This is a genomic window from Cobetia sp. BMC6 (assembly GCF_029991385.1).
Taxonomy (GTDB): Bacteria; Pseudomonadota; Gammaproteobacteria; order Pseudomonadales; family Halomonadaceae; genus Cobetia.
The window spans coordinates 1-13448 of sequence record NZ_JAKUMF010000002.1; the positions used below are offsets into that span (position 1 = coordinate 1).

Annotated in this window: 12 protein-coding genes and 2 rRNA genes; 9 read left to right on the forward strand and 5 right to left on the reverse strand. The window is 62.8% G+C overall.

Annotation, left to right across the window (positions count from 1 at the left end; genetic code table 11):
- From MKZ40_RS04195 to rlmM, 3 genes are all read left to right on the forward strand, one after another.
- Positions 1-107 (forward strand): 23S ribosomal RNA (locus MKZ40_RS04195); the annotation flags it as partial.
- A gap of 138 nt (positions 108-245) precedes the next feature.
- A 5S ribosomal RNA gene (rrf, locus tag MKZ40_RS04200) occupies positions 246-361 on the forward strand.
- Between the two features lie 210 nt (positions 362-571).
- Positions 572-1645 carry a 23S rRNA (cytidine(2498)-2'-O)-methyltransferase RlmM gene (gene rlmM / locus MKZ40_RS04205; RefSeq protein WP_175090612.1) on the forward strand — a complete coding sequence of 358 codons (1074 nt, stop codon included), beginning with the start codon at positions 572-574 and terminating at the stop codon, positions 1643-1645.
- A gap of 129 nt (positions 1646-1774) precedes the next feature.
- On the opposite strand, the gene MKZ40_RS04210 is transcribed toward rlmM, so the two are convergent.
- Entirely contained in the window at positions 1775-2059 is a 285-nt protein-coding gene (locus MKZ40_RS04210; protein WP_175090611.1) for an antibiotic biosynthesis monooxygenase, read from the reverse strand.
- A 61-nt stretch (positions 2060-2120) separates the two neighbouring features.
- On the opposite strand from MKZ40_RS04210, the gene tusA reads away from it, so the two are divergent.
- On the forward strand, positions 2121-2366 hold the full coding sequence (gene tusA / locus MKZ40_RS04215) for a sulfurtransferase TusA (RefSeq protein WP_054555155.1): 246 nt from the start codon (positions 2121-2123) through the stop codon (positions 2364-2366).
- 40 nt (positions 2367-2406) lie between these two features.
- Here the strand turns inward: tusA and MKZ40_RS04220 are convergent, their stop codons facing one another.
- Both MKZ40_RS04220 and MKZ40_RS04225 read right to left on the reverse strand, forming a co-directional pair.
- Complete coding sequence (locus MKZ40_RS04220) at positions 2407-3141, reverse strand: hypothetical protein (RefSeq protein ID WP_175090610.1); 735 nt, start codon at positions 3139-3141, stop codon at positions 2407-2409.
- Between the two features lie 293 nt (positions 3142-3434).
- Entirely contained in the window at positions 3435-4910 is a 1476-nt protein-coding gene (locus tag MKZ40_RS04225) for an MATE family efflux transporter (protein WP_175090621.1), read from the reverse strand.
- A gap of 342 nt (positions 4911-5252) precedes the next feature.
- On the opposite strand from MKZ40_RS04225, the gene MKZ40_RS04230 reads away from it, so the two are divergent.
- The 5 genes from MKZ40_RS04230 (at position 5253) to MKZ40_RS04250 (ending at position 11501) form a co-directional block, all read left to right on the forward strand.
- Complete coding sequence (locus tag MKZ40_RS04230) at positions 5253-5825, forward strand: elongation factor P hydroxylase (RefSeq protein ID WP_175090609.1); 573 nt, start codon at positions 5253-5255, stop codon at positions 5823-5825.
- A 235-nt stretch (positions 5826-6060) separates the two neighbouring features.
- Positions 6061-7107 carry a Fe(3+) ABC transporter substrate-binding protein gene (locus tag MKZ40_RS04235; RefSeq protein WP_254627208.1) on the forward strand — a complete coding sequence of 349 codons (1047 nt, stop codon included), beginning with the start codon at positions 6061-6063 and terminating at the stop codon, positions 7105-7107.
- 141 nt (positions 7108-7248) lie between these two features.
- The gene (locus MKZ40_RS04240) at positions 7249-9057 is read left to right on the forward strand and encodes an iron ABC transporter permease (RefSeq protein ID WP_254627207.1); all 1809 of its coding nucleotides are present in this window, start codon (positions 7249-7251) and stop codon (positions 9055-9057) included.
- Positions 9058-9170: 113 nt separating this feature from the next.
- Positions 9171-9707, forward strand: coding sequence for an HPP family protein (locus tag MKZ40_RS04245; protein WP_175090608.1), 537 nt, complete (start codon positions 9171-9173; stop codon positions 9705-9707).
- Positions 9708-9923: 216 nt separating this feature from the next.
- Positions 9924-11501, forward strand: coding sequence for a DEAD/DEAH box helicase (locus MKZ40_RS04250; RefSeq protein ID WP_175090607.1), 1578 nt, complete (start codon positions 9924-9926; stop codon positions 11499-11501).
- A gap of 91 nt (positions 11502-11592) precedes the next feature.
- Here the strand turns inward: MKZ40_RS04250 and MKZ40_RS04255 are convergent, their stop codons facing one another.
- Together MKZ40_RS04255 and MKZ40_RS04260 are read right to left on the reverse strand one after the other, a co-directional pair.
- Positions 11593-12159 carry a hypothetical protein gene (locus tag MKZ40_RS04255; protein WP_240916687.1) on the reverse strand — a complete coding sequence of 189 codons (567 nt, stop codon included), beginning with the start codon at positions 12157-12159 and terminating at the stop codon, positions 11593-11595.
- 48 nt (positions 12160-12207) lie between these two features.
- Positions 12208-13158, reverse strand: a complete 951-nt coding sequence (locus tag MKZ40_RS04260; RefSeq protein WP_175090606.1) for a TatD family hydrolase — start codon at positions 13156-13158, stop codon at positions 12208-12210.
- Positions 13159-13448 lie beyond the last annotated feature (290 nt).

Sequence of the window (13448 nt, forward strand, 5' to 3'; positions counted from 1 at the left end):
TGCGCCTCCTGAAGGGCCCTTGAAGACTACAAGGTTGATAGGCTGGGTGTGGAAGCACAGCAATGTGTTGAGCTAACCAGTACTAATTGCCCGTGAGGCTTGACCATATAACACCCAAGGGGTTTGCCCAGGCAAACCGCCGGGATTGCGACAGGATCGACGACATATCGGTCAGCATGATTCATATTGCGAGTCCCGAGGCCACAAGCCTCGAGACTCAGGCATCGCAAGATGCCACCGTTTCGCCTGACGACCATAGCGAGCGTGAACCACCCGATCCCATGCCGAACTCGGAAGTGAAACCGCTTAGCGCCGATGGTAGTGTGGAGTTTCTCCATGTGAGAGTAGGTCATCGTCAGGCACTTATACTGAACCGCCCCTGTAGCCTTGCTGCAGGGGCGGTTCTCTTTGTGCTCAGGAAAATTGCGCACGGCAAGAGGCGTACGCGCTTCGCGAGGTGCCTGTCGCGCCCATGATGACGGCCTGAGCGTTGTCACAGCCCCATCACGTACATGCACGCTTGTAGAAGGCAGAGGCGAGAGGCTAGACTCCCGAGCCTTCTGTATTGGAGATGATGATGCAACCTCAAGAACTGTTGCTGTATTGCCGCCCTGGCTTCGAGGCCGACCTAGCCGCAGAAGTCAGCGAGAAAGCGGCGTATATCGGCACGCCGGGTTATCCGATTGCGGCCCGCGACAGTGGCTTCGTGCGTTATGTGGTGACGAGTGATGAGCCCGCCAACGCCCTGCATCGTGACATGCCGCTACAGGCGTTGGTCTTCGCTCGTCAGACCCTGGTGGCACTGGAGCCACTGGTCGGCATGTCGCGGGAGAATCGTGTCTCGCCGATTCTGCAGCAGGTGGTCGACGCCGGCTGGAGCTTCGAGGAGATCCGCCACGAGATGCCGGATACCAATGATGGCAAGGCGCTATCGGGGCTGGGCAAGGCCGTCGGTCGCCCGCTGGAGTCCGCGCTCAAGAAGCGGGGCGCCCTGCGCCGCAAGGCCGGTGGTCGGGCGTTGCACGTCTTCTGGACGGATGGCGATGAAGTCCAGCTGGGCATGAGCTTCCCGGGTAACCGCAGCGAATATGCCAATGGCATTCGTCACCTGCGTTCGCCGAGTCGTGCGCCCAGCCGTTCCACGCTCAAGCTGGAAGAGGCGTGGCACGAATTCGTGCCGCGCGATCAGTGGGAGCGTCGCATCGCCACTGGCATGCAGGCAGCGGATCTTGGTGCCGCCCCGGGTGGCTGGACCTTCCAGCTGGTCGAGAAGGGCATGTTCGTGTTCGCGATCGACAACGGTCCGATGAACAAGGACCTGATGGCGACAGGGCAGGTCGAGCATCTCAAGGAAGATGGTTTCACCTGGGAGCCGCCGCTGCGTCTGGATTGGCTGGTCTGCGATATCGTCGACAAGCCGATTCGTGTGACCGAGATGGTCGAGCGCTGGCTGAAGAAGCGCTGGTGCAACGAGGCCGTCTTCAATCTCAAGCTGCCGATGAAGCAGCGCTGGAAGGAAGTCTCTCGCTGCCTCGACTATCTGGCCGCCAGTCTCGAGCGCTCCAACGTCGGTGCCGAGATTCGCTGTCGTCATCTGTATCACGACCGTGAAGAGGTTACTGTGCACGTGCGTATCACGCACTGATTGGCTGTAGGCTCGATCAGCACGCACGGGCGGCATGCCCCATACAAGAACCCCACGGCCAGTACAGGCCGTGGGGTTCTTGTATGGGGATGGGGGCGCCTGCTGCCTTCGCTCGCCGGAGAGGCGCGTTCAGGTATGCTCCAGCAGGATTATCCGCTCCGGTTGGGATAGCATGGGCGCCAGGCGCGCCATCATGCGATTTCTGGCCGGGCTGACCGACCATTCCTGCCACGCTCGCGCATCGCGCCATGAGGTGATCAGGATGCGGTGGCCCGCGCGGCCGGTTTCCATCAGGTTCTCGCCCGAGATGAAGCCCGGGACATGCGTAGCCTCGCGTACGACTTCACGCGAGGCCTGTTCGTAATCCTGTTCCAGTCCCGGCATGATATGCCGTTCGATCAGAACCTTGATCATGCCTGTCTCCCCTTTTTGTACGTGCCGCCAGCCAGGGCGGCAGGATTGTCAGGAGTCTTCGATGACCGATATCACATTGCCCGAGGCCGATGCCGAGCTGGAAACCAGTGGCCTGTATTGCCCGGAGCCTATCATGATGCTGCACAACAAGGTGCGTGAGCTTGCCTCGGGTGACCTGTTGCGGGTGGTGGCGACCGACCCTGCCACCACCCGTGATGTGCCCAAGTTCTGCGCCTTTCTTGGCCACACCCTGGAACTGAGCCACGAGACGCCGGAACAGTTCCTGTATTACATCCGCATCAGTTGAGGCCTGCCCGCACCGCTGAGTCGTGGGTCATGGCTGATCCTCAGGCTTCGCGGTCATGGACCTCGACGCAGACCTGGTCGCTCTCGCCGGTCATCATCAGCGCGAGAGCCTCCAGCGTCGCCGGGTCCTGCTCGCGAATCTGATTGGCGATGGCGCGCTGGAAGAAATAGACCACATCATGCCGACTGCGCCCCGGGTACAGGCAGTCGTCGCCGGCCAGCACCGGTGTCTGGGTGACGCGAGTTTCATCGACCAGCAAGGCCTCGATGTTGCCATCGCTGTAGAGACGCCAACCGAAGACCTGCTTGAGCTGCCACTGTGACTCGCCGTTGGTCATGCACAGCGCATGGGTACCCAGCGTGTCCGGCAGTTGCTGCAGCAGTGTCGTCCTGTCCGAGACTTCATAGTCGTAATAGGCCGCGGCATGTTCGAGCTCGAACACCTTGTGGTCAGGCGCCAGCATGAAGACTTCGTCGGTTTCCGGGTCGCGATAGCCGACGAAATGCCCCTGTTGCGGGTCTTCCAGCTCGTGGCAGGGCATCAGGCCCTCCATCCACGGCACCATGCCGACGACCTCACCATCCTCGCGTAGCCCCCAGGCCAGTACCGGAATGCTGTAATAGCTGTCCGGGTCGCTGTCGAGCTGATAGAGCATTTCCAACCCGTCGTGTTCCGGCGCCAGCCGGAGAATACGACGTCGTGCACGCATCCTGTCACGCATGACACTCAGGTCGATGACCTTGGCGGAGCGGGGGGAAGAAACTGGTACGCCCATGACGAACCCTCCTCAGCAGCTTGTCGATCGTCCTCGGCGTGTGCTGGTGCGTTCTCTCGCTTCTGCCATGTGTGTCGTCAGCGAGAGAGCACTGCCTTGAATAACCATTAGCACAGCCAGCGCCTTGACGGTAACCCCTCCTTGGACGAAATGACCGTCTATCGGCTTTGTCGTGTTTAAACGCAAAAGCCCCGCGTCACCTTGTCGGGTGTCGCGGGGCTTTCTCATCAAGGCGTTTCAGGTGGCTGTCAGACCAGTCTCCTGGCTGAGATGCGCACGTTATTTGCCAGGCGTCACTGGCTCGCCAATACCTCGTCACGTACGCCACGGCGCGCGATGATCCACAGGCGCCAGCCCAGCAGCAGCGCTGCCACGGTCAGGCCTGCCACCATGCCGATCCAGTAGCCATAGACGCCCATCTGTTCGATGGGCCAGGGCGAGATCGGGAAGGCCTCACTGCCGACACCCAGCAGGTGTCCGCCTCCCAGCCCGACCACCCAGTAGGCGAACATGGTGATCAGCATGATGATGCGCGTGTCCTTGAAACCGCGCAGTGCGCCTGCCATGGCGACCTGCAGAGAGTCCGAGACCTGATAGAGCATCGCCAGGGTGATCAGCGACATGGCCAGGGCCTGGACCTTGAGGTTGCTGGTGTAGAGCGCCACGGCCGGCTCGGCCAGTACCCAGATCACGATGTCATTCACCAGCGCCACTACCAACGAGAAGGCCACGCCATTCCAGGCCACAAAACGTGCTTCACGCATGTCACCACGGCCGATGGTGTGGCCGACGCGCACGGTCAGGGCCATCGCCATCGACAGCGGCAGCATGAACAGCAGCGAGGTGAAGTTGAGCGCGACCTGGTGGGCCGCAACCTTGATCTCGCCGAAGCTGGCCACGAACAGGGCGATGACCGTGAACAGCGTGACCTCGAAGAAGATCGCGATACCGATCGGCAGGCCAACCTTGAGCAGTTCGCCCATCTGCTTGAAATGGGGAGCGCTGGGCTGGCACCACAACGCCACGGCGTGATACGCGCTGCTGTAACGCGTGTAGGCGAACATGCTCAGGCACATGATCCACATCGCAAGGCCGGTGGCGATACCGCAGCCGGCGGCGCCCATGGCCGGAATGTCGCCCAGCAGTCCCGGCAGGGTGATTCCCAGCAGGTCATCCACGCCCGCAGAACCGTAGATCAGCACGTAATTGAGCGGGACGTTCGATATCAGGCCGATCAGACTGATGATCAGTGCCGGGCGGGTATGGTTCATACCGTCCGAGTAGGCGCGCAGAACCTGATAGAAGGCTGCGCCCGGCATGCCCCAGGCAATGGCCATCAGGTAGAGAGTCGCCTGCTCTGCCACGGCCTCAGGCACTTCCATCAGCGTGAAGATCGGCGCGGCCAGATACCACAGCGCAAGCCCGGACAGGCTGCCGAGTACTAGCGAGATCCACAGCGATTGATGCACGTTGCCACGTACCTCACCGCTGCGATTGCCCCCCATCAATTGCGCGACTACCGGTGTCAGGCCCATCAGGGTGCCCGCCATCAGCAGCAGCAGGGGCACCCACAGGCTGGAGCCCACCGACACGGCTGCCAGGTCCGTGGCTGAGGAACGTCCCGTCATCAGTACGTCCACGGCACTCATGCCTGCCTGAGCCAGCTGCGCGCCATATATCGGCAGCGCCAGAGTGACCAGGCGTGAGGTTTCCGCTCTGACGCGGGGAATCAGTGGCGGAGGCGGAGAACCGGGGGCCGTCTGAGGCATGGAGGAGGGGGATGGGTCGGCGGGGGGCACGGCAGGCTCCTGCTAGTAATCGAGAATCATTCTTGCTTGGCGCGCCATCCTAGCAGATAAGCAGGTTTCATGAACGCAAGCTGATGAATTATCACGGCTATGAGTGACACTGTCAGCTGAAATGACGCGCTATAGGCTTGCCACGTACAATGAGCCATCCGGCAGAGCAGGTTTTCCTGCCGCCATCGAATGCTCCCACACTGCCAGCGCTTGCCGAGAATTGCCGTGTCGTCCCATGAGTCCCTAACTGCTGTCCATTCCTCTGATTCCGCCTGCGGGAGCCCTCGTCGTGCGCATGACCTCGCCACCTTGATGGCGTTGTTCGACGGCCTGTTCGGTGGCACCTTCAATACCTTGCTGCGCTGTGATCCCGAGGAGCCGCTCTATCTTCCGGCCGGCATGCAGGGAGAAGGCAGGCGAGTCCCGGAATCAGAACTTGGCTATCACCGTGTCTATCTGGCACGTGGCTTCTTTTCCAGCGCACTGCATGAGATCAGCCATTGGTGCATCGCAGGCGCCAGACGGCGGCTCGAGGAAGATTACGGCTACTGGTATGCACCGGATGGCCGCGACGCCGAGCAGCAGCGCGCCTTCGAAAGTGTCGAGGTTGCCCCCCAGGCGCTGGAGCTGCTTTTCCACCGGGCGGTGGGCAAGCCGTTTCATGTCAGCGTCGACAATCTTGAGCTGGAGGTGGATCGAGACGCCTTCACGCAACGTGTGATGCAGCGTGCCGCCGATGTCGAGCAGCGCGGCCTGCCCGCACGTGCCGCTGCCTTCCGCCATGCACTCGCCGGTGTCTGGCAGCAGGGGATGCCGCTTGAGCAGGCCATCGCCCATGCCATGCCCCTGTTGCCTGCAGTGGGCGAGGACGGCCGGCTGGAGTGAAGCCTTCCTGTGCATGGCAGGCAGCAGTGTCGTCGCTGGCTGGGCTTGCCTCCCGGAACCCGCCTCCTGAAGCGGGATTGCATTATCTGCAAATCAGCGTTGCACTCACGTTGCAGGCGTCAGCGCTTTGTGATTAGAATGATTCGCATTGACACAATGGTTCCGCTTCTACTGGCCTGCAGGTCTGCCCATGGCAGTCCTCGTCAGGACAGGACACCTTGAACAGGGGTATTCGATGACTGCTGTATCCATGATTTCTGCATCCTCCGCTCGCAAGCTGTTGTTGAGTGCGCTGGTCGGCGTGACGGCTGTCACGACCATGCCGGCGCAAGCCCAGGAAGAGGTGAACGTCTACTCCTATCGTCAGGCCTATCTGATCGAGCCGTTTCTCAAGGAGTTCACCGAGGAGACCGGCGTCAAGGTCAACGTGGTATTCGCCAAGCAAGGTCTGGCCGAGCGTCTCAAGCGTGAAGGTCGCAACACGCCGGCTGACGTCCTGCTGACGGTGGATATCGGTCGCCTGCAGGAATTGGTCGACGAAGAGCTGGTCAAGAGCGTCAATGACGACGTCATCGAAGCCAACCTGCCCGAGCAGTATCACGGCCCTGACAACCAGTGGTTCGGTATCACCACCCGTGCACGCGTGCTCTACACCAGTGTCGATCGCCTCGAGGCCGGTCAGGTCGCAAGCTATGACGACCTGGCGGATCCGAGCCTCAAGGGCCGTGTCTGTTCACGAGCCGGTGATCACCCCTACAACGTGGCATTGATCGCCTCGCGTATCGCCCACAACGGCGAGGAAGCGACCCGCGAATGGCTGGAAGGCTTCAAGGACAACCTGGCGCGTAAGCCGCAGGGCGGGGACCGCGATCAGATCAAGGCGATTCGTGACAACGTCTGTGACGTGGCCATCGGCAACAGCTACTACTACGGCAAGATGCTCGACAATGACGAGCAGCGTCCGTGGGCCGAGAAGGCACGCATCGAATTCCCGGACCAGAACGGTGTCGGTACGCACATGAACATCTCCGGCATGGCGATGACCAAGTATGCGCCGCACGAAGAGAATGCGCTCAAGCTGATGCGCTTCTTGACCGAGAAGACCGCCCAGCACATGTATGCCGAGGTCAATTTCGAGTATCCGGCCAACCCGGCTGCCGAAAGCTCGGAGCTGCTGACGTCCTGGGGCGAGTTCAAGCAGGATGACCTCTCGCTGACCGAGGTCGCCAAATACCGCAAGCGTGCTGCTCAGATGGTCAATGAAGTCGGCTTCAACCAGTAACGGCACTCACCGCTGGCATGAGCCATCGGGTGGGATGTCATGAACGAAGAGGGGCTGTCGCGATGCGACAGCCCCTCTTCGTTTGAGTGAACAATGTAAAATAGACGCAATTGCAGTTGGCAGGTCAGTGAGGAAGAACAGATGACGCAAGGCAAGCGGCTGTTGGCAAAGCGAGGTGCGAGCCTTGAAGAGGAAGCCTGCACGGCAACCAGCGCGACGGAGCTCGCCCTGGAGCACGCGACTCACGGCACGTCATTCGACGAAGATGCGGCGATAAGACGCCGTCAGCGGCGTCTGGGCACGCACATGGGGTGGTTCGCGACGGCCTGGGGGGTCGCCGCGCTGGTGGTGATGCCGGTGCTGGCCGTCATCTGGCTGGCGTTGTTCGGCGATGATGGCAGTGACCAGGCCGGTGACGGCATCTGGCCGCACCTCGTCTCCACCGTGTTGCCTGACTATGTCATGACGAGTCTGGCGCTGGTGGCCGGCGTGGCGGTCCTCAGCGGCAGCATGGGCGTGGTCTCGGCGTGGCTGACCACCATGTATCAGTTCCCGCTGCGGCGCACCTTCGAGTGGTCGTTGCTGCTGCCGTTCGCGATTCCTGCCAATGTCATCGCCTACATCTACACCGATGTCTTCGAGTATGCCGGGCCCTTCCAGGGCGCGCTGCGTGCGCTGTTCGGCTGGGACTCGCCGCAGGATTACTACTTCCCCGAGATACGCAGTCTGGGCGGTGCCATCCTGATGCTGTCGCTGGTGCTGTTTCCGTATGTCTTCATGCTGGCGCGCTCGGCGTTTCTCGATCAATCACCGTCACTGCGCGATGCCAGCCGCACCCTGGGCTGCAATGGCTGGCAGAGCTTCTGGCGCGTGGCACTGCCCAGTGCACGCCCGGCGATCGCCGTCGGTCTGGCGCTGGCGATGATGGAGGCGCTCAATGACTTCGGCACCGTCGATTACTTCGCGGTGCGTTCGCTGACTGCCGGCATCTTCAATGTGTGGCTCAACATGGGCAGCCTGCGCGGCGCGGCCCAGATCGCGCTGTGTCTGATGATCTTCGTGGTCACGCTGATCTGGCTGGAGCGACATGCCCGGCGTCGGCAGCGTCAGTTCGGCAAGGGCGATCGCTATCGTCGCTATCGTCGCCCGACATTGCATGGCTGGCGCGCCGGACTGGCGACACTGGCCTGCCTGCTGCCGTTGCTGTTCGGTTTCCTGTTGCCGGTGGGCCTGTTGACGCGGCATGCCATTCGTTATTTTGAGGAGTCGTGGACGCCGGACTTTACCGGTTACGCGCTCAATAGTCTGATGCTGTCGGTCAGTGCTGCCGTGTTGACGCTGATCATCGGGGTGCTGCTGGCCTACGCCAAGCGGCTGGATCGCACCGCCAGCGTACAACAGGCGCTCAAGCTCTCGAGTCTCGGTTATGCCATGCCGGGCGCCGTGCTGGGGCTGGGCGTGCTGGTGCCGCTGTCCGGGTTCGACAATGCGCTGGACAGCTTCCTGCGCGCCAACTTCGGGTTCTCCAGCGGTCTGCTGCTGACGGGGACGATGGGCGCGATCATCATCGCCTATGTGGTGCGTTTCCTCGCCATCGCCGCGGGCTCCATCGAATCGAGTCTCGACAAGGTCACGCCTTCGATGGACATGGCGGCGCGCTCGCTGGGCGAGAACACCCTCTCGACACTACGCCGGGTGCACCTGCCCTTGATCCGCCCCGGTCTGCTGACCGCGGCGCTGGTGGTCTTCGTTGATGCGATGAAGGAGCTGCCGGCCACCTTGCTGCTGCGACCCTTCAACTTCGACACGCTCGCCACCCACGTCTATCAGTACGCCTCGGATGAAATGCTCGAGCAGGCGGCGCTGCCGGCGCTGGTGATCGTGGTGGTCGGTATCCTGCCGGTGATCGTGATCTCGCGCACCATCGTGGCCTCGCGCAGCGAGTCATGACGACGACAGCATTGGTATCAGCTTATTGCCAAACGGGAGTTGTTCCTCATGTGGAGATCGCCTAGGGTGCAGCGCTCGACACTGACAGGACAATGCCGGAGATGGTTCGCACGATGTTCAAGCCTTACGTAGCCAAGATGCGTGGTGGCCCCCTGAAGCGGGGCAGGCCGCATGTTGCCGATGCCCTGTGGTCATGGCTCGGAGCCTTTCTGGGCATGGCGCTGATCGGCTGGTTGTCCTCGCACTATCTGGCAGTCAGCTCGCTGTTGCTGGTGGGGTCCTTCGGCGCGACCTCGGTGCTGCTCTACGGCGCGCCGCACAGCCCGCTGGCCCAGCCGCGCAATGTGCTGGGCGGCAACATGCTGTCGGCACTGGTCGGTGTCGCCTGCTATCACTGGCTGGGCGATGGCTGGCTGGCAGCGGCCATGGCGGTCTCGGTGTCACTGCTGGTCATGCAGCTGACGCACACCCTGCACCCGCCGGGCGGCGCCACCGCCCTGATCGCGGTGATCGGCGGTCAGCCGCTGCATGAGCTGGGCTACTGGTACGCCCTGTTGCCGGTGGGGCTGGGCTGCTTGGCGATGCTGGTGCTGGCGGTGTTGATCAACAATCTGGCGCGTCATCGCCGCTATCCGCTGCACTGGCATTGAGCCCATCGGATGCGCGCTTCTGCAGGCGACGGCGGAAGATGGTAGACTGGGCCATCGCCTGACGCGAGCGACTGGCAGCAGCCGGATGAGGTCCCTCTGACCGACTCCTTTTTCTCTGCGCCTGATACGCCTCGCTCCCTCTCCCGGCACGTGCCCGGCCAGGCGCCATTCCTTAATGATCGACCAGCACGTGGCCGGTCAGCCGAAGAGATATTGATGACTGAGACTACTGCCAATTCCGTCCCGGCGTTTGCCTCCCTGGGGCTGTCCGCTCCTGTCCTGAAAGCGATCGCCGAGATGGGCTATTCCACGCCGTCTCCCGTCCAGGCAGGTGCGATTCCTGCCGTGCTGGAAGGCCGCGATGTGATGGCTGCCGCGCGCACCGGTACCGGCAAGACCGCCGGTTTCGCCCTGCCGCTGGTCGAGCGCCTCGCACAGAGCGCTCCCGCGGGTGCCCGCAAGATCAAGGCCCTGATCGTCACGCCTACGCGTGAGCTGGCCGCGCAGATCGACGAGAACGTCACCGCCTATTCACGTCACCTGAAGCTGCGCAATGCAGTGGTATTCGGTGGCGTGAAGATCAACCCGCAGATCAGCCGCCTGTCCTCTGGCGTCGAGATCCTGACCGCCACGCCGGGCCGCCTGCTGGACCTGCACTCCCAGAAGGCCATCGACTTTTCCGATCTCGAGACGCTGGTGCTGGATGAAGCGGACCGCATGCTGGACATGGGCTTCATCCACGACATCCGCCGTCTGCTCAAGCTGCTGCCGACCAAGCGTCAGACGCTGCTGTTCTCCGCGACCTTCTCCGATGAGATTCGCGGCATGGCCAACAAGCTGCTGAATGACCCGGCGGCGGTGGAAGCCAGCCCGCGCAATACCACGGCCGAGAAGGTCGAGCAGCATATCCACACCGTAGAGAAGAGCCACAAGCCTTCGCTGCTCAAGCACCTGATCATCAAGGAAAACTGGCACCAGGTGCTGGTCTTCACCCGTACCAAGCACGGTGCCAACCGACTGGCGACCAAGCTCGAGAAGTCTGGTATCAGTGCTGCAGCGATTCATGGCAACAAGAGTCAGAATGCGCGTACCAAGGCGCTGGCCGGCTTCAAGAACGGCGAAGTGCGAGTGCTGGTCGCGACGGATATTGCAGCGCGTGGCCTGGATATCGAGCAGCTGCCGCAGGTCGTGAACTACGAACTGCCCAACGTGCCGGAAGACTACGTGCACCGTATCGGGCGTACCGGCCGTGCTGGTGCCAGCGGGCGTGCCATCTCGCTGGTTTCCAGCGATGAGCGCAAGGAACTGGGCGGGATTGAGCGTCTGCTCAAGGGCAAGCTCAAGCGGGTCGAGGTGGAAGGTTTCGTGCCGGAAGTCGATGTCGAGCCGGAACGTGAACCGCGTCAGCCGCGTGGCGGCCAGCGTTCTGGCGGCCAGCGTTCTGGCGGCCAGCGCTCTGGCGGTCAGCGCACAGGTGGCAAGCCTGCCGCTGAAGGTCGTGGCAATGGCGGCCCGCGCTCGGGCGGCCAGCGATCGGGCGGCCAGCGCACTGGCGGCCAGCGCTCTGAAGGCCAACGCACTGGCGGCCAGTCTCAGCAGACCGCGCGTGTCGATGATGACAACCGCGGCAACCGTGCGCCGGTGCAGCGTGAAGTCGATGGCAATCGCATCGCGCCGCAGCCGGAGGTGAACGGCAACCGTGCGCCGAGCAATGATGAGCGTCCGCGCCGCCGCTCACGCGGTGGTCGCAACCGCTCCAGCGGTGGCAACGGTGGTGGCCGCTCCAACGGCTGAGCCGCGCCGTAGAGGCCAAGGCTTGAACAGGAACGCCCCGACAACCTTGCGGTTGTCGGGGCGTTTGCGTGTCAGGGGCGAGAACGACTGATCAGACGTCTTCTTCCCAGTCGATCTCGTAATCCGGGCCAGTGCCCTGGATGTCTTGCTCGCCACGCACGCCATCACCGCGCAGGCGGGTATGGATGGCCAGCATCACCAGCACCTCGTTGTCTGGGCGGAAGGGCTGCAGGCCCTGTTCGAACAGCATGTTGTTGCGCTCTCGCGCCCAGTCGCCCGGAGCAAGTTCAGGGTAGAGGCCTTCCGCCGGCGCGAACTCGACGAACGGGTCCATGTTGTAGGCGTCGAACAGGCGGGCCAGTGCCTGCTCGTCATCCATGACGCCGGTGGTATAGAGCGTGGTCTGGTAGTAGTCCTGCTCCAGCTCCTTGAGCACATCGAGGGGGCTGACACCGAAGCTGCGCAGGTCATCCAGGCTGTAGTCACCCAGCTCCAGCATCTCGCCATCCAGCCATTCGTCATCCGGCTGGATCAGCACATGCTTCATCTGGCCATCAGGCAGCGCCCAGGCGATGGCCAGCGGCAGACTGGAGTCCTCGCCGGTCTCGACGGCGATGAAGGCGGGGAAGTCCCCTGTTTCGGGTTCATATTCGTGCATGGTGATGTCCAGAGCAGGGAAGCGTGCAGGGAAAGTCGTGTATGCCGATTACAGGCGGAAGAAGCGGGTGGCAGTGGCGGTGGTGGCCTGTGCGAGTTCTTCCATGTCGATACCGCGCAGCGCCGCGACCTCCGCCATGATCCACACCAGCAGCGAGGGTTCATGACGCCGTCCCTTGAGCTTGGCGGGCAGATTGCGCGGTACCAGATAGGGACAATCGGTTTCCAGCATCAGGCGTTCGAGGGGAATCTCGCGGCACAGGCTGCGCAGGTGTTCGCCTCGGCGCTCATCACACAGCCAGCCGGTCAGGCCGATGTGCAGGTCGAGATCCAGGTAGCCGTAGAGCGTCTCGCGCTCCCCGGTGAAGCAGTGCACGACGGCGTGACTGATATCGTCGCGCCAGTGCTTGAGCATCTCGAGCATCTGGCGACCGGCGTCGCGTTCATGCAGAAACAGCGGCAGGCCTGTCTCGGCGGCCAGTGTCAGCTGCGCTTCAAACGCTCGGGCCTGTTCGGCGGGCGTCGAGAAGTTGCGATTGAAGTCGAGGCCACATTCCCCCACTGCGACGACCTCCGGCTGCGCCAGTAGCTCCCGGATGCCGCGTTCGACGCCGTCGTTCCACTGGCTGGCATCATGCGGATGCACGCCGGCGGTGGCAGAAAGGCCGCGATAGCGTGCCGCCAGTGCCTGGGCCTCACGCGAGGCATCCAGGCTGGTGCCGGTCAGGATCTGCTGGCTGACGCCCGCCGCGCGTGCTCGCAGCAAGGTACCCTCGATATCGCGCGCGTAGCTCTCATGCGTCAGGTTGACGCCGATGTCGACCAGCGCAGAGGGGCTTGCGAAACGCAGCTCCGGTGCCAGTAGCGTCAGCGCGGCCGCGATTTCGGCCTCGCCGAGCTCAAGGTCGTCACACAAGGCGGCAAGCGTCTCGTCGGACAGCCGCTCGCTATCATAGTAGGGCAGGGAGGCAGGATCGGCATGCGGGGGAAGCGCGGACATCGGACACCCTTGGGATCGCGAGGAGGGAGGAGACACGTGACAGCGCAAGGCCTGACAACAGCCTGTCGGTCTGGCACTCGATAGCGCTGCATGACAGGCGGACCTTGGCAGCGCAGGGCACGTGACGTGATTTCAAGCGGTCGGCCATTCTACCCAAGGCGCCGGCGTCTTTCAGCCCTTGCGGCGTCTTCCATCGCCTGCACGCTGTGCCTCGGGTAGAATGGCAGCATTCTCCGGCGCGCGTCGCTGGCGGCGGCCTGTCCGCCTGACTCCCACTTCCTCCGTGGCCT

What these genes read in the sequence shown, in the direction of transcription:
- MKZ40_RS04220 (WP_175090610.1), bottom strand. Translation starts at nt 3,141, where the DNA reads ATGGGCGTACCAGTTTCTTCCCCCCGCTCCGCCAAGGTCATCGACCTG.
- MKZ40_RS04255 (WP_240916687.1), bottom strand. Translation starts at nt 12,159, where the DNA reads ATGCACGAATATGAACCCGAAACAGGGGACTTCCCCGCCTTCATCGCC.
- MKZ40_RS04210 (WP_175090611.1), bottom strand. Translation starts at nt 2,059, where the DNA reads ATGATCAAGGTTCTGATCGAACGGCATATCATGCCGGGACTGGAACAG.
- tusA (WP_054555155.1), top strand. Translation starts at nt 2,121, where the DNA reads ATGACCGATATCACATTGCCCGAGGCCGATGCCGAGCTGGAAACCAGT.
- MKZ40_RS04250 (WP_175090607.1), top strand. Translation starts at nt 9,924, where the DNA reads ATGACTGAGACTACTGCCAATTCCGTCCCGGCGTTTGCCTCCCTGGGG.
- rlmM (WP_175090612.1), top strand. Translation starts at nt 572, where the DNA reads ATGATGATGCAACCTCAAGAACTGTTGCTGTATTGCCGCCCTGGCTTC.
- MKZ40_RS04235 (WP_254627208.1), top strand. Translation starts at nt 6,061, where the DNA reads ATGACTGCTGTATCCATGATTTCTGCATCCTCCGCTCGCAAGCTGTTG.
- MKZ40_RS04225 (WP_175090621.1), bottom strand. Translation starts at nt 4,910, where the DNA reads ATGCCTCAGACGGCCCCCGGTTCTCCGCCTCCGCCACTGATTCCCCGC.
- MKZ40_RS04245 (WP_175090608.1), top strand. Translation starts at nt 9,171, where the DNA reads ATGTTCAAGCCTTACGTAGCCAAGATGCGTGGTGGCCCCCTGAAGCGG.
- MKZ40_RS04260 (WP_175090606.1), bottom strand. Translation starts at nt 13,158, where the DNA reads ATGTCCGCGCTTCCCCCGCATGCCGATCCTGCCTCCCTGCCCTACTAT.
- MKZ40_RS04230 (WP_175090609.1), top strand. Translation starts at nt 5,253, where the DNA reads ATGGCGTTGTTCGACGGCCTGTTCGGTGGCACCTTCAATACCTTGCTG.
- MKZ40_RS04240 (WP_254627207.1), top strand. Translation starts at nt 7,249, where the DNA reads ATGACGCAAGGCAAGCGGCTGTTGGCAAAGCGAGGTGCGAGCCTTGAA.